Origin of the sequence: Marichromatium sp. AB32, from assembly GCF_003718675.1 — a bacterium.
Classification (GTDB): Bacteria; Pseudomonadota; Gammaproteobacteria; order Chromatiales; family Chromatiaceae; genus Marichromatium; species Marichromatium gracile.
This window is the reverse complement of sequence record NZ_RHFJ01000009.1, coordinates 1-23,970: the sequence shown is the minus strand read 5'-3', so window position 1 is coordinate 23,970 and position 23,970 is coordinate 1. Positions and strand designations below refer to the sequence as shown.

At 67.1% G+C, this 23,970-nt stretch carries 20 protein-coding genes; 17 read left to right on the top strand and 3 right to left on the bottom strand.

Annotated features, from left to right (window positions below; translation table 11 throughout):
- Nucleotides 1-70 precede the first annotated feature (70 nt).
- From EBL85_RS04675 to EBL85_RS04655, 5 genes are read left to right on the top strand one after another with little or no spacing between them, the layout of a single operon-like run.
- Complete coding sequence (locus EBL85_RS04675) at nucleotides 71-802, top strand: RDD family protein (RefSeq protein WP_123142294.1); 732 nt, start codon at nucleotides 71-73, stop codon at nucleotides 800-802.
- A complete protein-coding gene (locus EBL85_RS04670; RefSeq protein ID WP_123142293.1) occupies nucleotides 799-1,767 on the top strand; it encodes a stage II sporulation protein M in 969 nt (322 codons plus the stop codon). Before EBL85_RS04675 ends, EBL85_RS04670 begins: the two co-directional genes overlap by 4 nt.
- Nucleotides 1,757-3,172 (top strand): DUF4129 domain-containing protein, encoded by a 1,416-nt coding sequence (locus EBL85_RS04665; RefSeq protein ID WP_123142292.1) that lies wholly within the window; start codon nucleotides 1,757-1,759, stop codon nucleotides 3,170-3,172. Before EBL85_RS04670 ends, EBL85_RS04665 begins: the two co-directional genes overlap by 11 nt.
- Nucleotides 3,162-4,301, top strand: a complete 1,140-nt coding sequence (locus EBL85_RS04660) for a DUF4350 domain-containing protein (protein ID WP_123142291.1) — start codon at nucleotides 3,162-3,164, stop codon at nucleotides 4,299-4,301. Before EBL85_RS04665 ends, EBL85_RS04660 begins: the two co-directional genes overlap by 11 nt.
- Nucleotides 4,298-5,272 carry a MoxR family ATPase gene (locus EBL85_RS04655; protein WP_123139202.1) on the top strand — a complete coding sequence of 325 codons (975 nt, stop codon included), beginning with the start codon at nucleotides 4,298-4,300 and terminating at the stop codon, nucleotides 5,270-5,272. The genes EBL85_RS04660 and EBL85_RS04655 overlap by 4 nt, the downstream gene beginning before the upstream one ends.
- On the opposite strand, the gene EBL85_RS04650 is transcribed toward EBL85_RS04655, so the two are convergent.
- The 3 genes from EBL85_RS04650 to EBL85_RS04640 are packed head-to-tail and all read right to left on the bottom strand — an operon-like array spanning nucleotide 5,269 to nucleotide 9,188.
- The gene (locus EBL85_RS04650; RefSeq protein WP_123142290.1) at nucleotides 5,269-7,263 is read right to left on the bottom strand and encodes a DUF3488 and transglutaminase-like domain-containing protein; all 1,995 of its coding nucleotides are present in this window, start codon (nucleotides 7,261-7,263) and stop codon (nucleotides 5,269-5,271) included. The genes EBL85_RS04655 and EBL85_RS04650 overlap by 4 nt on opposite strands.
- A complete protein-coding gene (locus tag EBL85_RS04645) occupies nucleotides 7,253-8,251 on the bottom strand; it encodes a DUF58 domain-containing protein (RefSeq protein ID WP_123142289.1) in 999 nt (332 codons plus the stop codon). The genes EBL85_RS04650 and EBL85_RS04645 overlap by 11 nt, the downstream gene beginning before the upstream one ends.
- Nucleotides 8,235-9,188: a MoxR family ATPase gene (locus tag EBL85_RS04640; protein ID WP_123142288.1), complete on the bottom strand. Its 954-nt coding sequence runs from the start codon at nucleotides 9,186-9,188 to the stop codon at nucleotides 8,235-8,237. The genes EBL85_RS04645 and EBL85_RS04640 overlap by 17 nt, the downstream gene beginning before the upstream one ends.
- 77 nt (nucleotides 9,189-9,265) lie before the next feature.
- Here EBL85_RS04640 and mnmG point away from each other — a divergent pair, with 77 nt between their 5' ends.
- From mnmG to atpA, 12 genes are all read left to right on the top strand, one after another.
- Entirely contained in the window at nucleotides 9,266-11,140 is a 1,875-nt protein-coding gene (mnmG, locus tag EBL85_RS04635; RefSeq protein ID WP_123142287.1) for a tRNA uridine-5-carboxymethylaminomethyl(34) synthesis enzyme MnmG, read from the top strand.
- The gene (rsmG, locus tag EBL85_RS04630; RefSeq protein ID WP_123142286.1) at nucleotides 11,137-11,799 is read left to right on the top strand and encodes a 16S rRNA (guanine(527)-N(7))-methyltransferase RsmG; all 663 of its coding nucleotides are present in this window, start codon (nucleotides 11,137-11,139) and stop codon (nucleotides 11,797-11,799) included. Before mnmG ends, rsmG begins: the two co-directional genes overlap by 4 nt.
- Before the next feature lie 259 nt (nucleotides 11,800-12,058).
- Nucleotides 12,059-15,088, top strand: a complete 3,030-nt coding sequence (locus tag EBL85_RS04625; protein WP_223806064.1) for a chemotaxis protein CheB — start codon at nucleotides 12,059-12,061, stop codon at nucleotides 15,086-15,088.
- 190 nt (nucleotides 15,089-15,278) lie between these two features.
- Nucleotides 15,279-17,570, top strand: a complete 2,292-nt coding sequence (locus EBL85_RS04620; RefSeq protein ID WP_123139195.1) for a bifunctional diguanylate cyclase/phosphodiesterase — start codon at nucleotides 15,279-15,281, stop codon at nucleotides 17,568-17,570.
- Between the two features lie 232 nt (nucleotides 17,571-17,802).
- Nucleotides 17,803-18,591, top strand: a complete 789-nt coding sequence (locus EBL85_RS04615; RefSeq protein WP_123139194.1) for a ParA family protein — start codon at nucleotides 17,803-17,805, stop codon at nucleotides 18,589-18,591.
- Between the two features lies 1 nt (nucleotide 18,592).
- Nucleotides 18,593-19,507, top strand: a complete 915-nt coding sequence (locus tag EBL85_RS04610; protein WP_123139193.1) for a ParB/RepB/Spo0J family partition protein — start codon at nucleotides 18,593-18,595, stop codon at nucleotides 19,505-19,507.
- 223 nt (nucleotides 19,508-19,730) lie between these two features.
- Entirely contained in the window at nucleotides 19,731-20,111 is a 381-nt protein-coding gene (locus EBL85_RS04605) for an ATP synthase subunit I (RefSeq protein ID WP_123139192.1), read from the top strand.
- A gap of 9 nt (nucleotides 20,112-20,120) precedes the next feature.
- Nucleotides 20,121-20,990, top strand: coding sequence for a F0F1 ATP synthase subunit A (gene atpB, locus EBL85_RS04600; RefSeq protein ID WP_062272106.1), 870 nt, complete (start codon nucleotides 20,121-20,123; stop codon nucleotides 20,988-20,990).
- Nucleotides 20,991-21,052: 62 nt separating this feature from the next.
- On the top strand, nucleotides 21,053-21,304 hold the full coding sequence (gene atpE / locus EBL85_RS04595) for a F0F1 ATP synthase subunit C (protein WP_005222005.1): 252 nt from the start codon (nucleotides 21,053-21,055) through the stop codon (nucleotides 21,302-21,304).
- A gap of 72 nt (nucleotides 21,305-21,376) precedes the next feature.
- Nucleotides 21,377-21,847, top strand: coding sequence for a F0F1 ATP synthase subunit B (locus EBL85_RS04590; RefSeq protein ID WP_005222006.1), 471 nt, complete (start codon nucleotides 21,377-21,379; stop codon nucleotides 21,845-21,847).
- A gap of 9 nt (nucleotides 21,848-21,856) precedes the next feature.
- Nucleotides 21,857-22,396 carry a F0F1 ATP synthase subunit delta gene (locus EBL85_RS04585; protein WP_062272110.1) on the top strand — a complete coding sequence of 180 codons (540 nt, stop codon included), beginning with the start codon at nucleotides 21,857-21,859 and terminating at the stop codon, nucleotides 22,394-22,396.
- Nucleotides 22,397-22,409: 13 nt separating this feature from the next.
- Entirely contained in the window at nucleotides 22,410-23,951 is a 1,542-nt protein-coding gene (atpA, locus tag EBL85_RS04580; RefSeq protein ID WP_123139191.1) for a F0F1 ATP synthase subunit alpha, read from the top strand.
- The last annotated feature ends 19 nt before the right edge of the window (nucleotides 23,952-23,970 follow it).

Here is a 23,970-nt window from a genome sequence, read left to right as displayed (position 1 = left end):
GCCTGCGCGGCGCGGGCACCACCGATCCCACCGGCTTGCCCGCGCCGGGCGAATCCCGCATCTTTGTGCCATGGATGCGCCACGCCGGGACATTGCCACGCCACCACCGCCGCTCGACACCCTGCGCCTGCGCGAAACCCCCGAGGGCATCGACCTCGGGCTGCGTGTCGCCGGAGCGGTACCGCGTGCGCTCGCCCTGGCGCTCGACCTGCTGATCCGTCTCGGGCTCTATCTGCTGCTGCTCCCGCTGCTCGCACTCGCCGACCTCGGGGTCGGGTTGGCGCTGCTCGCGGTGTTCGCCATCGAGTGGTTCTATCCGGTGGTGTTTGAGGTCTGGCGCGGCGCCACCCCCGGCAAGCGGGCACTCGGGCTGCGCGTGGTGCACGAGGACGCCACCCCGGTCGGGCTCCCCGCCTCGACCCTGCGCAACCTGCTGCGGACGGTCGACTTCCTCCCCGCCGGCTATGCCCTGGGGCTGGTGGTGAGCCTCGCCGACCCTGACTTCCGCCGCATCGGCGACCTCGCCGCCGCCACCCTGGTGGTGCACGACGACCGCCCGGCGCCACGCCGGGGCCCGGCGTCGACCACCGGCCGGCGACCGCCGCCCGAGTTCGACGCCGACACCCGGGCGGCGATCCTCGCCTTCGCCGAGCGCGCGCCCGCACTCGCCGAGGCGCGGCGCATCGAACTCGCCGAGGTCCTGACCGCCCCGCGCGGGGTGCGCGGCGGTGCCGCGCCCGCACTGATCACCGCTTGGGCGACCTGGCTCGACCGCGGCGCGCCCGACGGACGTGCGGCATGAGACAACAGCGCTTCGAGCAACAGCACGCCGCCGACTGGGCGCGCTATCGCACGCTGCTCGAGCAGCTCGAGCAGCGCCGGCGCCGCGGCGCCGAGCTCGCCGAGTTCCCCGGCCTGCATCGCCGAGTGTGCGCGCACTATGCGCTGGCCCGAACCCGCGGCTACACCCCCGGGTTGATCGCCGAACTCGAGCAGCTGGTGCGGCGCGGTCACGCCCAGCTCCACCGCCCCACGCTGCGCCTCGGCGCCCGCGCACTGCAGCTGATGGCACGCGACTTCCCGCGCGCGCTGCGCCGTCACGCCGCGCCGCTGTGGCTCGCCGCCGCGCTGCTGTTCGTACCGATGGCGGCGATGGCGCTCGGCGCCTATCACGACCCCGGGCTGATCCTGACGCTGGTCGACGCCGAGCAGCTCGCCGAACTCGAGGCGCTCTACGACCCGGCCCGGGATCATCCCGGGCAGGTGCGCCCGGCCGACAGCGATCTGGCGATGTTCGGCTTCTATGTCCGCAACAACGTCGGCATCGGCTTTCGCAGCTTCGCCGCCGGGGTGCTGTTCGGCATCGGCAGCGTGGTCATCCTGGTGTTCAACGGGCTGTTCATCGGCGCCGCCGCCGGTCACCTCAGCGCCATCGGTCACGGCATCACCTTCTGGCCCTTCGTCAGCGGTCACGCCCCCTTCGAACTGAGCGCGATCGCCATCTGCGGCGGCGCCGGACTGCTGCTCGGCAAGGCGCTGTTCGCCCCGGGACGGCTGCCGCGGCTCGCGGCGCTGCGCGTCAATGCCCGCGATGCCCTGGTGCTGGTGGCGGGCGCGGCGCTGATGCTCGTTGGCGCGGCGCTGATCGAGGCCTTCTGGTCGGCCGGCGCGGCGCCGGTGGCGGTGAAATACGCCGTCGGCGCCGCCGGCTGGACCCTCCTCGCGCTCTACATCGCCCTGGCCGGACGTGGCGACGATGCGTCTTGAGCGACTCACCGCCCGGCTGCGCCCCTGCCCCGCCTGGCAGGCGATCGATCTCGGCTTCGCCCTCGCCCGCGCCTGGTTCCCGGCGCTCTGGGCGCTGTGGTGGTGCACCGCGCTACCGCTGACCCTGATCGTGCTGGCGCTGGCCTGGCTCCACAGCGACCTCTGGCTGCTGGCGCTGTGGTGGTGCAAGCCGCTCTACGAGGCCCCGCTGCTGTTGTGGGCGAGCCGCGCGCTGTTCGACGAGCGCCCGCGACGCGGCGCCCTCCCGGGGATGCTCGGCGCGGGGCTGCGTCCGCGCCTGTTGCCGCTGCTGTTGTGGCGCCGACTGAGCCCGAGACGCGCGCTCGTGCTCCCGCTGCTGCTGCTCGAAGGGCTGCCGCGACGGGCGCGGCTGCGCACCCTCGCCGGGGGCAGCGCCAGCGGATGGCTGACCCTGGTCTGCTATCACCTCGAGGCGATCCTCTGGGGCGGGATGCTGCTCGGGCTCTATCTGCTGATCCCCGAGGGGCTGCCAGGGATCGACCTGATCGCCGCACTCGAGGACAGCGCCGCGCCGGCCTACTGGATCAGCAGCGCCTGCTATCTGCTCGCCTGCTCGTTGATCGCGCCCTTCTACGTCTGCGCCGGGTTCGCGCTCTATCTCAGCCGCCGCACCGAACTCGAGGGCTGGGACATCGAGCTCGCCTTCCGCCGCGCCCCGCCGCCACCGGCCGCCGTGCTCCCGGCGCTGGCGCTGCTCGCGCCGCTGCTGCTCGCCCCGCCACCGGCCGAGGCCGAGACCTGGCTGGCCCCCGAGGCGGCCCGCGCGCGCATCGCCGAGGTGCTCGACTCGCCCGACTTCGGCACCACCCGCGAGGTCGAACTGTGGCTACCGGTGGCCGACCCCGCACAGCGCAGCACCGAGGACGCCGAGGCAACCTGGTCGGCGACCCCGCCCCCCTGGCTCGCCGGCACCATCCAATGGGGACTGGTGACGCTCGGTGCGATCGCCCTGCTGATACTCATCCGCGCACTGTGGCGCGAACGCGCGCCACGCCTGCCCAGATCGGCCAGGACGGAGCACGAGGCCGCGCCCGAGCCGCACAGCGCATCGCCCATCGATCACGAGACCGAGATCCGTCGCCTGCTCGCTGCCGGCGAGCGGGGCGCGGCCATCGGCGCGCTCTATCGCGCCAGCCTGGAGAGACTCGACCGGCTCGGTCTCTCGCTCCCCCCGGGGGCCACCGAGGGGAGCTGCGTGCAGCGGGCGAGCGCCCGGCTGCCACGCCGGGTCGGGGTCCCCTTCGCCGCGATCGCCGCGGCGCGCCAGCACGCGGCCTACGGCGATCGGGACCCGAGCGCGGCGCACGTCGAGCGACTGCTGAGCCACTGGCGTCGCTGGCAGGGACGGACCGATGCGCACTGAACAGCGCCTGCTCGCGCTCACCCTCGGCGGCACCGGGCTGGTCCTCGTGGCAGCGCTGGCGAGCTGGTTCCTGACCCACTTCGAGCGCCGGGTCGAACAGGTACCGGTCGGTCCCTCGGCAGCGGCTCGAGCCAACCCGCTGCTCGCCTTCGAGCGCTTCCTCATCGGGCTCGGCATCACCGTCGAGAGTCGCCCCGATCATGGCCTGCTCGCCGCCCCACCGCCCCCCGGCGACACCCTGGTGGTGCGCGCACCCGGCCCGCTGTCGACACGCCAACGCGACCGGCTACGCGACTGGATCGCCGCCGGCGGACGGCTGGTGACCACGCCGGGGACGGGGCCACGCCACGCGCTGCTCGAGACCTTCGGGATCCACCCCGAGAGCTGGACCGAGTCGGGCCCACCGACGCCGGTCCGGCTGCGCCCGACGCCCGGGGCGCCGCCACTCGAGGTCGCCCTCGACCCCGGGCGGACCCTGTGCGTCAGCCATGGCGACAAACAGCGGTGCGGACAACCGCTGACGCATCGGGAGATCGGCGCCGGCCGGCTGAGCGTGCTCGCCGACCTCGACATCCTCACACGCCAGCGCATCGGCGAGCGCGACCACGCCCTGTTCGGCGCCCGTCTGGTCGCCCCCGCACCCGGCGGCACGGTATGGCTGCTGTATGCCGAGACCCCGCCGGGGCTGCTCGCGCGGCTGTGGGCGCGGGCGCCGCTGGCACTGATCGCCGCAGCGCTCACCCTGGCGGTGTGGCTGTGGTCGCTCGGCGCGCGGCTCGGTCCGACGCTCGCCCCGGCTCCGCCACCGGCGCGCGACCGGCTCGTCCATCTCGAGGCCGGGGCGCGCTTTCTGTGGCGCCATCGGCGGATCCGCGCGCTGCTCGCAGCCAGCCGTGCCCGGGTGCTGCGGCTGTGGGCGAGGCGCCTGCCGGGACTCGCGCGCGCACCCCGCCAACAGCGGCTGACCCGACTCGCCGCGGCCAGCGGCGAGTCGCGCGCGCGCCTCGCCCAGGCGCTCGAGGAGACACCCCGCAGCGCCCGCGCGCTCATCACCCTCACCCACACCCTGGCGCGACTGGAGCAGCAAGCCCGATCGCCCGGAGGCAACCGCGAGAGCACCGATCCATGACCCAGACCCCACTGCCGCTGACCGAGGCGGTCATTCAGCTCGACCGGCTCGAACAGGACATCGGCCAGGCCGTCAGCGGCCAGCGCCAAGCCATCCGCGAGCTGCTGGTGGCGCTGGTCGCCGCCGGGCACGCGCTGCTCGAGGGCGTGCCCGGGGTGGGCAAGACGCTGCTGGTGCGCGCGCTCGCCGCCGCGGTACAGGGGCGCTACGCGCGTATCCAGTTCACCCCCGACCTGATGCCGAGCGACGTCACCGGGCACGCGGTGTTCGACCTCAAGCGCGAGGCCTTCCGCATCCGCCGCGGACCGATCTTCTGCAACCTGCTGCTCGCCGACGAGATCAACCGCGCCCCGGCCAAGACCCAGGCGGCGATGCTCGAGGCGATGCAGGAGGGACAGGTGACCATCGAGGGCCAGGCGCTGGCGCTGGAACCACCCTTTCTGGTCTTCGCCACCCAGAACCCGATCGAGCAGGAAGGCACCTACCCGCTGCCCCAGGCCCAGCTCGATCGCTTCCTGCTGAAGATCGCGGTGGCGCCGCCGAGCGCCGAGGCCGAGCGCGCGGCGGTGCGCGCCGCCACCAGCGGGCGCATCGGCGACCGGCTCGACACCTCGGCGGTGCGTCCGCTGCTCGATACCGAGACCCTGCAACGCCTGCAGCTGAGCGCCACCACGCTTCGGCTCGATGAGCGCGTGCTCGACTACGCGGTGGCGCTGGTGCGCGCCGCGCGCGACTGGCCGGGGGTCGACAGCGGTCCCGGGCCGCGTGCCAGCATCGCGCTGGTGCGCGCGGCGCGGGCGCACGCACTCATCGAGGGGCGCGACTTCACCACCCCGGACGACGTGCGCTGCATGCTCCCGGCGGTACTGCGCCACCGGCTGCGGCTCGGCGCCGAGCTGGAGATCGAGGGGGTGAGCGCCGACGCCCTGCTCGGCGAGCTGGTCGAACGCGTCCCCGCACCGCGCGACTAGCGACGACGGCGCGGACGGAAGCCGCGCAACAGGGCATCGAGCCGCGCCACGGTCCGGGGGTCGGGCGCAGGACCGAAGCGCGCCGGCAGATAGAGCGCGAGGAAGCGCGAGACCGGGGCGGCGAGGTCGGGACGCGCGGCGATCACCCGTCGGCCATGGTCCTGCGGGCCCTCGCCGGGGTGCGGCGCCAGCCCGATACGCGCCAGCCGGCGACAGAAACGGGCATGACGCGCGACCAGCGGATCGGGCTCGCGCGGCGCGCGTACCAGCCCCAGCAGCACCGCGCCCAGGGTCAGCGAGAAGGTCACGACCATCAGCACCGCCAGCCCGTACTCACCCAGCCCACCGAGCCCGAGCCGCTGCAGCAGGCCGAGCTGGTCCTCGGCCGAGAAGTCGAGCACCCACTGCTGCCAGGCCGCATCGATACTGTCGGCGAACTGGCGTGCACCGCGCGCCAGCCGGGCGAGCCACGCATCCTGGGCCAGCTCGAAGCGCACCGGGTTGCCGGCGCCGAGCAGTCGCGAGGCACTCTGGTTGTCGATCCGCGAGGGGTCCACCGCCGCGGTGGGATCGACCCGCACCCAGCCGCGCCCGGGCAGCAGCACCTCGACCCAGGCATGGGCATCGGACTGCCACACCATGTGATAGCCACCGATGGCGTTGGGCTCGCTGCCGAGATAGCCGAGCACCACCCGCGACGGGATCCCGGCCAGCCGCATCAGCGTCGCGAAACTGCTGGCATAGTGCTCGCAAAAGCCGCGCCGGGTCTCGAACAGGAAGGCATCGACCGGATTCGGCCCGAGCGGCGGCGGCAGCAGGGTGTAGTGGAAGGCCTCGCGGTTGAAGTGGGCGAGCGCGCGTCTCACCACCGTCTGGTCGTCCGCGCCCTCGCCACGCCAGCTCGCCACCAGGGCGCGCATCCGCGGGGTGATGGTGCCGGCCGGCAGGCGCAGGGCATAGTCACGCAGCGCCGCGCTCGGCGCGGGCGTGCGAGCGTCGAGCGCCGAGCGCACCCGATAGCGCAGCGCACTCTCCACCGCGCGGCTGGCACGCAACAGATGATCGGGCGCGAGCACCACCCCCTCGGCCGCGACCGGCAGGTCGAGCGCGAACAGCCAGCGCCGGTCGGTCGGCTCCAGCACCACCTCGTAGTCGAGCAGATCGGCCGCGGCGGCGAGCGCCAGCGAGGCCGGTCCGGTGCGCGGCGGCTCGCCCACCGTCCAGCGCCGCCCATCGGTCTGCCACAACACCAGACCGCGCCAGTAGCGTTGATCGGGCGGCGGCGGGGTGGCATCGAAGCGCACCCGGAAGGCCAGCTCGCCATTGACCACCAGCTCGCTGACCGCACCCGGCTCCATGGTGTCGGAGAAGCCGGTGCGGGCCTGCTCGGCATCGAGCCCGAGGTCCCACAGCGGCGCGCTCAGGCGCGGGAAGAGCAGAAAGAGCACCAGGGTCAGCGGCAGCGCCTGCAGCGCCAGCCGCGTGGTCGTGGTCAGCGCCGGGCGCAGCCGCCCGCCCCCTGTCGTAGCGTTGACGTCGGCCAGCAGCGTGAGCATGGCCCCGACCACCAGCGCCAGATAGAGCGCGAGGCCGAGCGACTGGTCGAAGAGAAACTGCACCACCACCAGGAAGCCGAGCAGGATCGCCGCGATCTGCAGGTCACGCCGCGCGTGCAGCTCCAGCAGCTTGAGCGCGAGCATGGTGAGAAACAGCGCCGCCCCGCCCTGACGCCCGCTGAGACTGCCGTAGACATGGAGACAGTTGGCGATGCCGACGAGGGTGAGCAGCACCAGCAGCCAGCGCCCGGGCTGCACCCCGTGCCAGCGCAGCGCGAGCAGACGCAACGCGAACAGCGCGCTGGCGAAGGCGCCGATGCGCCAGTCGAGCCGGGGCAGCAACGGCAGGGCGCCGGCGATCACCAGCAGGGTCAACCACAGCCGCTGGAGACGGTCCGGGACGGGCTCGGGCCAGTGTGCGCGCTCAGTGGCCATCGCCGCCCTCCAGGCCGAACAGCGCGAGACGGGTGAGACAGCGCTGCAGCTGCGCCTCGCCGGCGGCCAGCGGCTCCTCCACCCCGGGCAGGCGCAGTCCGAAACGCGCCCCGGCGGCCGCGGCATCGAGCAACTGACGGGCGAGCTCGGCGAGCCGCGTCTCGGGATCGACGGTGGCGAGCGCCGCCCAGTCGATCCACAGCTCATGCCCCTGTTCACCCTCGAACTGCTTGGTCAACAGACCGCGTTCGCGGGCATAGGCCTTCCAGTCGAGATGGCGTGGCGAGTCGCCGTGACGATAGTCGCGCGCGCCGGCATAGTCCTCGAGCCCGGCCCCCGCCCCCCGGGGCAAGGCACGCGCGCCGGCACCGGCGCCGGGCGGCGGCGGCGCGAGGGACGCCGGCGCCGGATAGACCAGCGATGCGGCACGCGGCAGGGTGTGACACCAGGCGCGGAACAGCCCCAGCGGGTGGCAGGTCTCGACCCGCACCTCGCCGAGCGGCTGCCAGCCACGGCGCCTGGTGGTGACGACCAGAGCGCAGCCGCTCTGCTCACCGGCGGGGACGGCGAGCGGCGCGGCGGCATCCTCGGCACCACTCAGACGCAGGTCGGCACGCGTGCGACGACCGCGCCCGCGCACGCTGAGGGTGAAGCGCGCCGACTCGCCGGCGAACACCGCCGCCCCGGGGCGCGCCTGCAGCTCCAGCCCGAGCAGATTGAACCAGGCGTGGTGCATCGCCAGCAGCGCCACCGCGGCGAGGAAGAAGGTGAACAGCAGCCCGAGGTTGTTCTGGTAGTTGAGCGAGCCGAGCAGCATCACCAGCAGCACGGCGCCGAACACCAGCCCGAAGCGGGTGGGCAGGATATAGATCTGGCGCGCGCCGATGCGCACCACGCCGTCGGGATCGCTGCGGGCGCGGCGCAGCATGGCGTCGAAGCGGGCGGCGAGCCAAGCACGCCAGCGGGGGCGCTCAGGGGACCGGGACATGGGCAAGGATCTCGGCATCAACCCGGGCGGCGTCGAGCACGCCACCCTCGCCGCTGCCGACCAGACGATGAGCGCAACAGGCCGGCAGCACCGCCTGCACGTCTTCGGGGAGCACGTAGTCACGCCCGCCGAGCAGCGCCCAGGCCTTGGCCGCGCGCACCAGCCCCAGCCCGGCGCGCGGCGAGAGCCCGTAGGCGAAGCGCCCCGAGGCGCGGGTGAAGGCGAGGAGGTCGTGGACGTAGTCGATCACCGCCGGGGCGGCATGCACCGCCACCACCAGCTCCTGCAGGGCGGCGAGCTCGGCGGGGACGAGCACCGGCGCCTGGCGCGCCACCAGCGCGCGACGGTCCTCGCCGGCGAGCAGCCGCTTCTCCTGGTGCGCGGCCGGATAGCCGAGCTCGATACGCATCAGGAAGCGGTCGAGCTGCGACTCGGGCAACGGGAAGGTGCCGATCTGGTGGAGCGGGTTCTGGGTGGCGATGACGAAGAAGGGCTCGGGCAGCGCGCGGGTCTCGCCCTCGACGGTGACCTGACGCTCCTCCATCGCCTCGAGCAGCGCGCTCTGCGCCTTGGGGGTGGCGCGGTTGATCTCGTCGGCGAGCACCAGCTGGGAGAACACCGGACCCGGGTGGAAGCGGAAGGACTCGCTGGCGCGGTCATAGACCGCCACCCCGATGACGTCGGCCGGGAGCAGGTCGCTGGTGAACTGGATGCGCGCGTAGTCCAGCCCGAGCAGTCGCGCCAACAGGTGCGCGAGCGTGGTCTTGCCGACCCCGGGCAGATCCTCGATCAGCAGATGGCCGCGAGCGAGCAGGCAGGTCAGCGCCAGGCGCAACTCGTGCTCCTTGCCGAGGATCACCGCGGCGGCGGCCTCGAGCACCGCGCCGCAGCGATCGACCGGCGACGCGGGGACGGGGCGGGGTTCGGGTCGGTTCATGGCGAGGCTCCCGGCGCCGCCGCGCGCGCGTGGATATGGGTTAAACTGAAGGGCTTCATCGGATCGGGTTCCCTGACATGTTTGCGAGCGATCAGTACGACGTCATCGTGGTTGGAGGCGGTCACGCGGGCACCGAGGCGGCGCTCGCGGCGGCGCGCGCGGGTGCACGCACCCTGCTGCTGACGCAGAACATCGACACCCTCGGCAACATGAGCTGCAACCCCGCCATCGGCGGTATCGGCAAGGGCCATCTGGTGCGCGAGATCGATGCCCTCGGCGGGCTGATGGCACGCGCCACCGACCGCGCCGGGATCCAGTTCCGCACCCTCAACGCCAGCAAGGGTCCGGCAGTGCGCGCCACCCGCGCCCAGGCCGACCGCATCCGCTATCGCACCGTGGTGCGCGCGGCGCTCGAGTCCCAGCCCGGACTGCGGGTGTTCCAGCAGACCGTCGACGACCTCATCGTCGAGGGCGAGCGGGTCGCCGGGGTCAGCACCCAGATGGGGCTGCGCTTTCGCGCCCGGGCGGTGGTGCTCACCGTCGGCACCTTCCTCGGCGGGCGCATCCATATCGGTCTCAGCAACTATGAGGGCGGGCGCGCCGGAGATCCACCGTCCAACGCCCTGGCCGCGCGACTGCGTGAACTGATGCCGCGAATCGAGCGGCTCAAGACCGGCACCCCGCCGCGCATCGACGCGCGCAGCATCGACTACGCGCGGCTCGCCGAGCAGCCCGGCGACGACCCGGTGCCGGTGTTCTCCTTCCTCGGCAGCGCCGCCGAACACCCGCCGCAGGTGAGCTGTCACATCGCCCACACCAATGACCGCACTCACGAGATCATCCGCGCCGGGCTGTCGCGCTCGCCGCTCTACACCGGGGTGATCGACAGCATCGGCCCGCGCTACTGTCCCTCGATCGAGGACAAGATCGTGCGCTTCGCCGACAAGGACTCGCACCAGGTGTTTCTCGAGCCCGAGGGGCTCGACACCCACGAGGTCTATCCCAACGGCATCTCCACCAGCCTGCCCTACGACGTGCAGGAGGCGCTGGTGCGCTCGATCCCGGGGCTGGAGCAGGCCCACATCACCCGCCCCGGCTATGCCATCGAGTACGACTTCTTCGATCCGCGCGACCTCGCCCCGGGGCTGGAGACGCGCCAGCTCCAGGGGCTGTTCCTCGCCGGTCAGATCAACGGCACCACCGGCTACGAGGAGGCCGCCGCCCAGGGGCTGCTCGCCGGCATCAACGCGGTGCGCCGGCTGCGCGAAGAGTCGCCCTGGGTGCCGCGTCGCGACGAGGCCTACATCGGGGTGATGGTCGATGATCTGGTCACCCGCGGCACCAACGAGCCCTATCGCATGTTCACCAGCCGCGCCGAGTACCGGCTGATGCTGCGCGAGGACAACGCCGATCTGCGCCTGACCGAGACCGGGCGCGCGCTCGGGTTGGTCGACGACGAACGCTGGGCGCGCTTCGCGGCCAAGCGCGAGGCGATCGAGCGCGAACGCGAGCGCCTCGCCGCGGCCATCGTCCGTCCCGACCGGGCCGACCCGGCGGCCATGCAGGCGGTGCTCGGCGAGCCGCTGCGGCGCGAGGCGCGCGCGCTCGACCTGCTCGCCCGTCCCGGCGTCGATCACGCCGGGGTCAACGTCCTGATCGATACCGCGGATCACCCGGTCGCTCCCGAGGTCGCCGAGCAGGTCGAGATCCAGACCCGCTATGCCGGCTACATCGCTCGCCAGCGCGACGAGATCGCCCGTCAGCGCGCCCAGGAGGACAAGCCCTTGCCCGAGACCTTCGACTTCGCCGCGGTGCGCGGTCTCTCCGCCGAGGTGCGCGAGAAGCTCTGCCGCACCCGCCCCACCACCGTCGGCCAGGCCGCGCGCATCCCCGGGGTGACCCCGGCGGCGGTGTCGCTGCTGCTGATCCACCTCAAGCGACACCCGGCATGAACACCGCGACCACCGAACTCACCCCGGACCAGCGCACCCATCTCGGCGAGCGGCTGCAGGCCGGCTGCGCGGCGCTGGGGATCGGGCCGACGGCGGCCCAGCACCAGCAACTGATCGACTATCTGCAGCTGCTGCTGCGCTGGAACCGCGCCTACAACCTCACCGCGGTGCGCGACCCCGACGAGATGGTGGTGCGTCACCTGCTCGACAGCCTGGCAATCCGCCCCTTCCTGTTCGGCGACACCCTGCTCGACATCGGCACCGGAGCTGGTCTACCGGGGATACCACTGGCGATCATGGAGCCCAGGCGCCGTTTCTGGCTGCTCGACAGCAACGGCAAGAAGGTGCGCTTCGTGCGTCAGGCGGTGCTCGAGCTCGGACTCACCAACGTCGAACCGGTTCAGGCCCGCAGCGACGACTATCGGCCCGGCCACGGCTTCAAAACGATCGTGAGCCGCGCGGTGACGGCTGCAGACGTACTGCTCGCCACGGAGAGATGCCTGCTCGAACAACCCGGACGGATGCTGCTGATGCGCGGACGCCACCCCGAAGAGGCCCCACTCCCGGCCACGCACGCGACCGGAGACAGCCACGTGCATGTCTTGCGCGTCCCCTTCCTCGATGAACCGCGTCACTTGGTCGAGATCCGTAACGATTAATTGAGCGTCCCAGCCAAGACGGCGACCCGCCGCAGACACCGCACAAACAGGCAACGACGCTCGACGATCAACCCACCATCATTCGCCCGCGCCGCCACAAGCCGCAACGCGAGATGCGACGACATGTGCCATGCTGATCTGAGATCAGACGACACGTCGCAGCATGCTCCGCGTCTCGTCACCAAGGAACGCCGATCGACATAACGCGACCGATCCCTTCGATCGAGTACTCCGCCCAATCGGCCACCAAGGATCGATGATGAACATACCCCCCGCAGGAGCACCCCAGACGGCGGACGATCCAGCCGCCCAGTCACCACAACCCGAGGCGGAACAGTCCGCATCGCCCGCGGAGTTGAGCTTTCCGGTCGTCGGCATCGGCGCATCGGCTGGGGGACTGGCGGCATTCGAGGCATTTTTCTCCGCCATTCCACCGGACACACAGACCGGTATGGCCTTCGTACTCGTTCAGCACCTGGACCCCAACCACAAGAGCATCCTCGCCGAACTAATCAAGCGCCACACCTGCATGCAGGTGCATGAAATCGTTGACGGCTTGCGCATCAAGCCCGATTGCGTCTACATCATCCCACCCAATGTCGACATGGCTCTGTTCAATGGCCTCCTCCATTTACTGGAGCCAGCGGCGCCACGCGGACAGCGACTACCGATCGACTTCTTCTTCCGCTCACTGGCGCAGGATCAACACGAGCGGGCTTTGTGTGTGGTGCTCTCTGGCACCGGCAGTGACGGCACGCTCGGTGCCAGAGCGATCAAGGGCGAGGGCGGGATGGTCATGGCCCAGGCGCCCAAGACCGCCGCTTACGACGGCATGCCACGTAGTGCCATCGCCACCGGATTGGTCGATTTCGTGCTCCCACCCGCGGAAATGCCGGCACAGCTCATGGCCTATGTGACCCATGCCTTCGGCAGGGAAGCGCATACCTCTGAGCCTTCATCCAAAAGCGTGGATACGCTGACGAAGATCTGCCTGCTGCTGCGAGACAAGAGCAGCCACGATTTCTCGCAATACAAGCAGAGTACGCTAATACGGCGCATCGAACGGCGCATGGCGTTACACCAGATCGAGCAACAACGCGATTACGTACGATATCTCCAACACAATCCGCTGGAGATCGATGCGCTATTCCATGACCTGCTGATCGGGGTCACCAGCTTCTTCCGTGACCCCGAGGCTTTCGCCATCTTAGAGCACGAGGTTATCCCTCGGCTGTTCCATGAGAAACCGGCCGGGTCACCAGTCAGGGTATGGATCTGCGGCTGTTCCACCGGCGAAGAGGCCTACTCCATCGCAATCCTGCTCAAGGAGCATCTGGAGACCCTGAAGCAAGACTATCGGCTCCAGATCTTCGCCACCGACATCGACGCCAATGCGATCGAGCGGGCACGTTCCGGTATCTACCCCGCTAATATTGCGACCGATATCTCTCCCGAACGGCTAGCACGCTTCTTTGTCATGAGCCAAGAGCAAGGCTGCTACCGCATCAACAAGGAAATCCGCGATCTACTGGTATTCTCCGAGCAGGATCTGATCAAGGACCCCCCCTTCTCCAGGCTTGACCTGATCAGCTGCAGAAACCTGCTGATTTATCTAAACGGAGATCTACAGCGACGCCTGATACCTCTCTTTCACTATGCACTGAAAAGCAGCGGCTTCCTGTTCCTGGGAAACTCTGAAACCATCGGTGACGCTCATCCACTGTTCACGCCGGTCGACCGCAAATGGAAGCTTTTCGCCACCAAGGAACAGCAAGACGTTACCCTGACGCCCCTGTTGCCTCAGAGGCACATGCTTTCCATCTCCAGCCCCCATACACCCTCCTCCGATCCTGAAAGCATGTCACGCAGCAAAGGCAAGTCCGATCTACGGAAACGAACCGAGCAGGCGCTGCTTCGTCACTATGACCCAACGGCCCTGTTGGTCACCGGGCGCGGCGACATCCGCTATATCTACGGTCGCACAGGGCAATTCCTCGAGCCGGCACCGGGGGATCCAACAATGAATGTCTTCAGCATGGCTCGAGAAGGGTTATGTCATGCCATGAGGAACGCCCTACAGCGCGTCGTCACGACCGGGGATTCAGTACGGTTGAAGGGACTGAGAGTCAAGACAAACGGCGACTTCACCCTGGCCGATCTGAGCGTGCATCCCGAGCAACGGACAGGCCACGTTGATACAGAACCGTTGTATCTTGCGATCCTGGAGATCACAGGCTCCGTCGAGGACGGAACCGGCCAAAACATTGAAAAAAGGTCGAAAACAGGAGAATCCGATTCGCGAATCGCCGAGTTGGAGCAAGAGTTGCGGACCAAGGAGGAATACCTCCAGACCACGCTGGAGGAGATGGAGACATCAAACGAGGAATTGAAGTCGACCAACGAAGAGATGCAGTCGGTCAACGAGGAGTTGCAATCGACCAATGAGGAACTGGAGACGTCAAAAGAAGAGCTGCAATCGGTCAACGAGGAACTGGCAACGGTCAACACGGAGCTTCAAGCCAAGGTGGCCGACCTGTCCCGGGTCAACAACGACATGAACAATCTGCTCGCCGGCACGGGTGTTGCCACCCTGTTCGTCGATCATCAGCTCAGGATCACCCGCTTCACACCGGCAACAACCAGGCTGATCAACCTGATCCAGTCCGATGTTGGGCGACCGGTGGGGGATATTGTCTCCAATCTGACAAACTACGATGATTTGACAGAGGATTTAGCACAGGTCCTCAATACCCTGCAGCCTGCGGAAAAAGAGGTCCGCACCAGGCAGGGAGACTGGTATGTCCTAAGGATCGGTCCATATCGCACTCTTAACAATGTCATCGAGGGGGCAGTTATCACCTTCATGGACATCTCCGCACGCAGAAAAATGGAGGAGAGTCTGAAGGAGGCACGCGCCTTTGCCGAAGGGATCGTAGACGCCGTGCGCGAACCATTACTGGTATTGAGCGGAGACCTTCACGTGATCTCGGCCAATCATGCGTTTCAGCAATTCTTCCAACTGCCCCAGTCCGAGATCATCGATCAACCACTAAGCGACCTTGACGAGCACCGCTGGAACGATCCTGAATTGCGTCGGCAACTCTTGGAGACTATCGCTAAAGGAAAGGCACTAGAAGACCATGTGATTGGTTATGAGTCGGCGGCAACCGGGTCGTGCTCTCTCAGCCTCAACGCTAGACGGATCGTCCATCCAGACGCCGATCACGACAACGTCTTGATCACCATCAAGGACACCTCGCCCCGAGTGGACACGCCCAAATCGCCATAGACAGGAAAGAGTCCGAACGCAGCGACGACAGCTCTCTTGGTCGTGTGTTGAGGGCAGAAGTCAGGCCCGTCTCCATCAAGACCTGGCGCCAACTCACCGCACCATCAAGCACAACCTTATATTTCTAAGCATCAAACACGTAGATAAAAGAGGATTCCAGTCTTTTGCTTAATTCGAGGGAGTTGCATCCATGCCTGATCGAACAGATCGAGAACAGCCGGCGCGCCCTCCACCAGAGGTACCGATTCCCCTCAAAGAGCTGCGTCAACGCGCCGAAGCGCAGCTCTGCGCTATCCGTGACGCAGCACTTGTAACCGACAATCAAAGCAATCACGAGTTACGGGTCCATCAGATCGAACTCGAGCTGCAGAACGAAGAACTGCGACGGACGCAAGAAGCCCTAGAGTTGTCCCGCGCCCGCTACTTCGACCTCTACGACCTCGCCCCCGTCGGCTATCTCACCCTGAGTGAGACAGGTATTATCCAGCAGGCAAACCTTGCCGCAGAAACCCTGCTGGGACTATCACGCGCCGGCTTGGTCGGAAAACCCTTGTCGCAATTCATCCTCCCCGAAGACCAAGACATCCACTATCAGCACCGGCGTGCGCTGTGGTCGACAGGAAGGACTCAGCACTACGAGCTTCGCCTTCGCCCATCAACAGCCACACCGATCATCTGGGTCAGCCTGGATGCGTGCTTGGTGCCAGAGACGACCACCGACACGGCTCATCACGACTGGCGCCTGATCATGACGGACATCACCATCCGCAAGCGTGATGAACAAAAGATCATCGATAGCCAGGCACGGCTGCACTTGGTAGCAACACTCGCCGAGCTGGCGTTCTGGGAATGGACGCCGCACACCAACCAAGTGATATTTCCTTTAGAGTGGCAGCGGCAGATGGGGTACGACCAGGGCGCCTTGCCGAAGAACTTCGACGACTGGGCCGAACTGCTACACCCTGATGATCGCGAGCCCAGCCTTGCAAAGCTGCGTGGCTTCGCTGCCAACCGAGAATCGTGCGAAGTACAATATCGGCTACGCCGCAAGGATGGTGCCTACCGCTGGCTCCAGGCCAGACCCGAGGTCATCCAGGACGCCAACAACACATATCAGCGTATCCTGTTGGCGCAGCAGGACATCACCCGCCGCAAGGAGGCTGAACTACACGCACTCCGCCTGGCCCAGCACGATCCACTGACCGGCCTGCCGACACGTCGACTACTCGACCAATTGGCCAATCAAATGCTAGTGAGCGCAAGGCGCAGCAAGCGCCAACTGGCGGTACTGTTCTTCGACCTAGACGATTTCAAAGCGGTTAACGACATGTACGGTCACGCGGTCGGCGACCTGTTGTTGCAAGCGGTGGCCCAGAGACTGCTGACACTGTTCCGAGCAGAGGATATCGTCGCCCGCCTGGGGGGCGATGAGTTCGTCGCCGTACTAAGCAAGATCGACGACGCCACGGACGTCGCTCGCACAGCGGGCAAGGCCATCGCGACCCTGGCGCCTCCGTATACTATCGGTCAGCTGCAACTACACTGCGCACCCAGCCTCGGTATCAGCCTATATCCACAAGATGGCGAGACGATCGAGCAGCTCATGCAAAGCGCCGATTTGGCCATGTACCACGCAAAACAAATCCGCCCGGGACACTATCAATTCGTCACTGCTGCGCTCAACGAGCAGGTAATGAGCAGTGCCACGCTGGAAAGACAGCTGCGTCAAGGAATCGCCAAGGAAGAGTTTCGTGTCGTCTATCAACCGGTCCTGGACTTGAAGCAAGGGTGTCTGCATGGGGCTGAAGCGCTACTGCGATGGCCGCAGCACGACCAGGAACCAATCCCACCCTCAACCTTTCTACCTGTAGCCGAATCACTCCACCTCACCCATGAGATCGGACTTTGGGTCATCCGGGAAGTGTGCCGACAACATCAGTCATGGCGAGTTGCGGGGTTACCCCCGATACCAATCTCAGTAAATGTTTCGACACGAGAGTTTCTTCATCCGCACTTCATTCAAGGACTATGCGACGCTTGCCGAGACGCGGGGACAGAGCCCTCCGCGCTAGTGCTACACCTAAGTGAATCTACCTTGTTCGATTACCCAGACGGCAGCGCAGATCAACTCGCCGCTCTCAGGGCTCTCGGTGTCAAGCTAGTGATTGACGACTTCGGCCTGGGCTGCTCAAGCCTCAGCAAGCTCGATCAACTACCCTTGACCGGACTCCAGATCAACCAAGCGCTGGTACGACAGCTACACACGGCGCGCGGCATGCCAGCCATCATCGACACCATCATCCAGTTCGGGCGGGCCCTAGGACTCGACGTTACCGTCGTCGGCATCGAGAGCGAGGCCGATCAGCGGTTCTTCCACGCGATGGGTTGCGACCATCTTCAGGGCTTCCGCCTCGGCAAGCCGATGACCGGAGGCGCCTTCGCTGAGTGGTATCGCCAGCATCCCGCCACGGCACCACACTAGGCCGGGCGCCGACACACGAACTCCTAGCCCTCCCCCCTCGGCCAGGCGGCGGAGGTGGCGATGACTTGAAGTGCGTTCCAAGCCCGGATACCGGGCGAGCTGAAAATTCAGTACCATTGCCTCGCATCTACCGCAAACGCGGCACGAGCCTTGATCCGACCGCCACCATGGGGCGCGCACTCATCGCAACGGCTGGCTAACGGATCGAAATTTCGGAGCGACTGAGTCGAGCATGGTCAACATCATCGCCATCGCCAATCAGAAGGGCGGAGTCGGCAAGACGACGACCGCGGTCAACCTCGCCGCCTGTCTGGCGGCGATGAAGCGACGCGTGCTGCTGGTCGATCTCGACCCCCAGGGCAACGCCACCATGGGCTGTGGCGTCGACAAGCACGCGCTCGAGCACTCGAGCTGCGACCTGCTGCTCAGCGACATCCCCATCGCCGACTGTCTGCAGCGCATCACCGAGCCCTCGCCCGGTTTCGACCTGCTGCCGGCCAACGCCGATCTCACCGCCGCCGAGGTCGGGCTGATCGACTCGCCCGACCGCGAGCACCGTCTGGCGCGGGTGCTCGAGCGCGCCGCCCAGGCCTATGAGCTGGTGATCGTCGACTGCCCGCCCTCGCTCAACATGCTCACCGTCAACGCCCTGGTCGCCGCGCGCGGGGTGCTGATCCCGATCCAGTGCGAGTACTACGCCCTCGAGGGGCTCTCGGCGCTGCTCGACACCATCGAGCAGATCCGTGCCAACCGCAACGAGACGCTGCGTGTCGAGGGCATCCTGCGCACCATGCACGACCCGCGCAACAACCTCGCCAACCAGGTCTCGACCCAGCTCATCGCGCACTTCAAGGACAAGGTCTACCGCACCATCATCCCGCGCAACGTGCGCCTCGCCGAGGCCCCCAGCCACGGCATGCCGGCCCAGCTCTATGATCCGTCCTCCAAGGGCGCGATCGCCTACATGGCGCTGGCCAGCGAGGTGCTGCGCCGCCAGCAGAAGGGCCGCAACGCCGCCTGACATGGACCAGGAAACCACCCGACCGAACAAGAAGAAGGGGCTGGGGCGCGGACTCGACGCCCTGCTCGGCGCCACCCGTGGCGGTGCCGAGACCGCCTCCCAGTCCGGGGCCGTCGCCACCGCTCAGCCCGGCGATCGCATCGTGCGCCTGCCGCTCGAGCAGCTGCAGCGCGGGCGCTATCAGCCACGCCGCGACTTCGACCCCGAGGCGCTGCGCGAGCTGGCCGAGTCGATCCGCGCCCAGGGCGTGCTGCAGCCGATCCTGGCGCGACCGCTGGCCGAGGGGCGCTACGAGATCGTCGCCGGCGAGCGGCGCTGGCGCGCCTGTCAGCAGGCCGGCCTCAGCGAGATCCCGGCACTGGTGCGCGAACTCGACGCCACCAGCGCGCTGGCCATCGCGCTGATCGAGAACATCCAGCGCGCCGATCTCAATCCGCTGGAAGAGGCCACCGCGCTGCACCGTCTGGTCGAGGAGTTCGAGCTCACCCATCAGGAGGTGGCCGAGGCGGTCGGCAAGTCGCGCACCACCATCTCCAACCTGCTGCGCCTGCTCGAACTCGAGCCCGAGGTCAAGGACCAGCTCGATCATGGCCGCTTGGAGATGGGCCACGCCCGCGCCCTGCTCGGGGTCAAGGGCCAGATGCAGTGCGCGCTCGCCCGACAGGTGGTCGCCGGCGGTCTCTCGGTGCGCGACACCGAGCGACTGGTGCGACGGCAACAGCAGGGCGAGAGCCCGGTGGCGGCAGCGGATCGGAAGGGAGTGACCGACCCCGACATCCGCCGACTGCAGAACGATCTCACCGACCGGCTCGGCGCCGAGGTGCGGATCCAGCACGGCAGCCGCGGCAGCGGCAAGCTGGTGATCAGCTACACCAGCCTCGACGAGCTCGACGGCATCCTCGGCCATATCCGTTGAGCAGTGTGCCGGGCGAGGCCGCCCCCCCGAGAAGGATGCTGAAACACCGGCTCGATCAAAGGGATCCAGCCCCGGGAACGGGTTCGTCGAGACCTTCGTCATCGGCCCGAAACCCGCGCCGCGCAAGGCTCCGGGCACCCCGCGGTTACATTGACCCGATATTAGCGATCCCCTATACTTCGCGTCCGGTGAGCGACGCGCTCAACCAAACCACGATGATCTGATGCAACAGCCGGATGCGCTTCAGGCCGGGAACGTCCTGAAAATACAGACGATCCTCAGCCTGGTGTCGGTGCTACTCGCCCTGCCGTTCGGTCGCTCCGTTGCACTATCGGTCCTCATAGGTTCTGGATCCTGCCTGCTGGCCAACGCCATGCTCGCGGCCTGGGTCTTTCGCGCCTATCGCGCCCAGGCGCCTGAGCGTTTGGTCATGCGTTTTTATCGTGCCGAAGTCGCAAAGATCGCGTTGGTCCTGGGTTTGTTCGTCGTTGCCTTCGCAACATTCGACGACCTGAACATACCGGCATTGCTGGGGGCCTACTTCCTCATGCAAGTGATGCCGATCCTGATCGCGGCCCAACAGGCCAAACGAAACACGAAGTGAGAATGATCGATGGCTGCTACCGAAACGCTCACCGCTGAACAATACATTCAACACCATCTGACCAACCTCACCTTCGGTCTACACCCCGAGCACGGCTTGGGGCTCGCGCACAACAGCGCGGAGGCCGCGGAGATGGGCTTCTGGGCGATCAATCTGGACACCATGTTCTTTTCGATCCTGCTCGGCGGCCTGTTCCTCTGGTTCTTCAAGGGTGTGGCCGAACGCGTCAGCGCCGGCGTGCCGGGTGCGGCGCAGAACTTCGTCGAGTGGATCGTCGACTTCGTCGAGGACAACGTCCGCGGTTCCTTCAGTGGCAAGAACCCGATGGTCGCCCCGCTGGCGCTGACCATCTTCGCCTGGGTCTTCCTGATGAACCTGATGGACCTGCTGCCGGTCGATCTGGTGCCCTATCTGTTCGGCCAGTTCATGGCCCTGTTCGGCGCCGATCCGCACCATGTCTATCTCAAGATCGTGCCGACCACCGATCCCAACGCCACCTTCGGCATGGCCCTGATGGTCTTCATCATGGTGCTCTACTACAGCGTCAAGATGAAAGGCGTCGGTGGCTTCCTCGGCGAGCTGACCCTGCAGCCGTTCGGCAAGTGGGGCATGCCCGCGAACCTGGTGCTCGAAGGGATCAGTCTGATCTCCAAGCCGATCTCGCTCGCCCTGCGACTGTTCGGCAACATGTACGCCGGCGAGATGATCTTCATCCTGATCGCCTTGCTCTACGGTGGCAGCTTCGTGCTCAACGCCACCGGCGGCGTTCTGCAGTTCGTGTGGGCCGTGTTCCACATCCTGATCATCACGCTGCAGGCGTTCATCTTCATGGTGCTGACCATCGTCTATCTCGACATGGCACACCAGGAGCATCACTAAACCCCGTTTTTCAAGGCTCTGACCTTCAATCAAGGCTCTGACCTTCAATCCTGGAGAGAACTATGGAACTCGAAGTCGCACAAGCATTCGCAGAGGTCATCAAGTACATCGGCGCTGGCCTGATGCTGGGTCTGGGCGCAGTCGGCGCCGGCGTCGGCATCGGCGTCCTCGGCGGTCGCTTCCTGGAGGGCGCTGCCCGTCAGCCCGAGCTCATCCCGATGCTGCGCACCCAGTTCTTCATCGTCATGGGCCTGGTCGACGCACTGCCCGTCATCGCGATCGCCATGGGTCTGTTCCTGATGTTCGCTGCCTAGCGCGCATCCTGCTCCCTCCCGCGGGCCGAGAAGACTCCTCGCCCACATGAGGCTCAGGCAAGAGGCATAGGTATGAATATCAATCTGACTCTGTTTGCCCAGATGATCACCTTCGCGGTGTTCGTCGGGTTCTGTATGAAGTATGTGTGGCCGCCCATCGTCAACGCGTTGGCGGAGCGCAAGGCCAAGATCGCCGAAGGCCTCGCCGCCGCCGAACGTGGCCATCAGGAGCAGGCCCTCGGGGAGCAACGCGCACTCGAGCTGATGAAGGAGGCCAAGGTCTCCGCCGCCGAGATCGTCGGTCAGGCCCAGAAGCGGGCCACCGACATCGTCGAGGAGGCCAAGAGCGACGCCCGGACCGAGGGCGATCGGCTGCTCGCCGCGGCGCGCGCCGAGATCGATCAGGAGACCAACCGCGCACGCGAAGAGCTGCGTGAGCGCGTCTCCACGCTCGCCGTCGCGGCAGCGGAGAAGATCCTCCAGAAGGAGATCAACGTCGACGCCCACAAGTCGATCGTCGACTCGTTCGCAAAGCAGCTCTAGGGAATACCCATGGCCGGAGACATCACCACCATCGCACGGCCTTATGCCGAAGCGGCCTTCGAGCGCGCGAAGGAAACCGGACAGGTCGAGGCATGGTCCGACGCACTCGGGCGGTTGGCCGCGGTGGCCGGCGACCCGCAGATGGTCGCGCTGATCGCCAACCCCAACGTGTCCCGCGAGACCATCCGCGACATCACCCTCGAAGTCTGTGGCGAGGACCTGCCGGAGGAGGTTGCCAACCTGCTCCGGTTGCTCGCCGACAACGCACGCCTGGCGGCCGTCCCCGAGATCGCCCGACTGTTCGAAGTCAGCCGCAGCGCCGACGAGGGCATGCGGCGCGTGACCGTACGCAGTGCGTTCGAGATCGACGAGGCGCAACGCGCGGCGCTCGCCACTGCACTGTCCTCGCGTCTTGGCGGGCAGGTGGAGCTCACGGTCGAGACCGACAGCGCGCTGATTGGTGGGCTGGAGATCCGTGCCGGGGACCTGGTGATCGACGACACGGTCCGCGGCAAGATCGACCGACTCGCCAACGCATTGCAATTCTGAACGGGACACCGCCATGCAACTGAATCCATCCGAGATCAGTGATCTCATCAAGCAGAAGATCGAGAAATACGATCTTCAAACCGAGGCCCGTACCGAGGGCACCATCGTCAGCCTGACCGACGGCATCGTGCGTATCCACGGCCTGTCCGACGCTCAGTACTACGAGATGCTGGAGTTCCCCGGCAACACCTACGGCCTGGCGCTGAACCTCGAGCGCGACTCGGTCGGCGCGGTGGTGCTCGGCGACTACACCAACCTCTCCGAGGGCGACTGGGTGCGCTGCACCGGGCGCGTGCTCGAGGTGCCGGTCGGTGAAGGCCTGCTCGGCCGCGTGGTCGACGCGCTCGGCAACCCGATCGACGGCAAGGGCCCGATCGAGGCCGCAGCCACCTCGCCGATCGAGAAGCAGGCCCCCGGCGTCATCGCCCGTCAGTCGGTCGATGAGCCGATGCAGACCGGTCTCAAGGCGATCGACGCCATGGTGCCGGTCGGTCGTGGCCAGCGTGAGCTGATCATCGGCGACCGCCAGACCGGTAAGACCGCGGTGGCGCTCGACGCGATCATCAACCAGAAGGACACCGGCGTTAAGTGCATCTACGTCGCGGTCGGTCAGAAGAACTCGACCATCGCGGCACTGGTGCGCAAGCTCGAAGAGCACGGCGCGATGGATCACACCATCATCGTCTCCGCCAGCGCCTCCGACTCGGCCGCGATGCAGTTCATCGCGCCCTATGCTGGCTGCTCGATGGGTGAGTACTTCCGTGACAAGGGCGAGGACGCGCTGATCGTCTACGACGACCTCACCAAGCAGGCCTGGGCCTACCGTCAGGTGTCGCTGCTGCTGCGTCGTCCGCCGGGTCGCGAAGCCTACCCCGGTGACGTCTTCTACCTGCACTCGCGTCTGCTCGAGCGCGCCGCGCGCGTCAATCCCGACTACGTGGAGAAGGCGACCAACGGTGCGGTCAAGGGCAAGACCGGCTCGCTCACCGCGCTGCCGATCATCGAGACCCAGGCCGGTGACGTCTCGGCATTCGTTCCGACCAACGTGATCTCGATCACCGACGGTCAGATCTTCCTCGAGACCGACCTCTTCAACTCGGGTATCCGTCCGGCCATCAACGCCGGTCTGTCGGTGTCGCGAGTCGGTGGCGCGGCCCAGACCAAGGCGATCAAGAAGCTCGGCGGTGGTATCCGTCTGGCACTCGCGCAGTATCGTGAGCTGGCAGCCTTCTCGCAGTTCGCCTCCGACCTCGACGAGACCACCCGCAAGCAGCTCGAGCGCGGTGAGCGCGTCACCGAGCTGATGAAGCAGGCGCAGTACTCGCCGATGAGCGTCGGCCAGATGGCCGTCTCGCTGTTCGCCGCCAACGAGGGCTACCTCGACGACGTCGACGTCAAGAAGGTCGTCGACTTCGAGGCGGCGCTGCAGGGCTACATGAAGTCCCAGCAGGCCGAGCTGCTCAGCAAGATCGACTCGACCGGCGGCTTCAACGACGAGATCCAGCAGGGTCTGCACGCGGCGCTCAAGGATTTCAAGGCGAACAATACTTGGTAAGCGCCCGCATCCACATGCG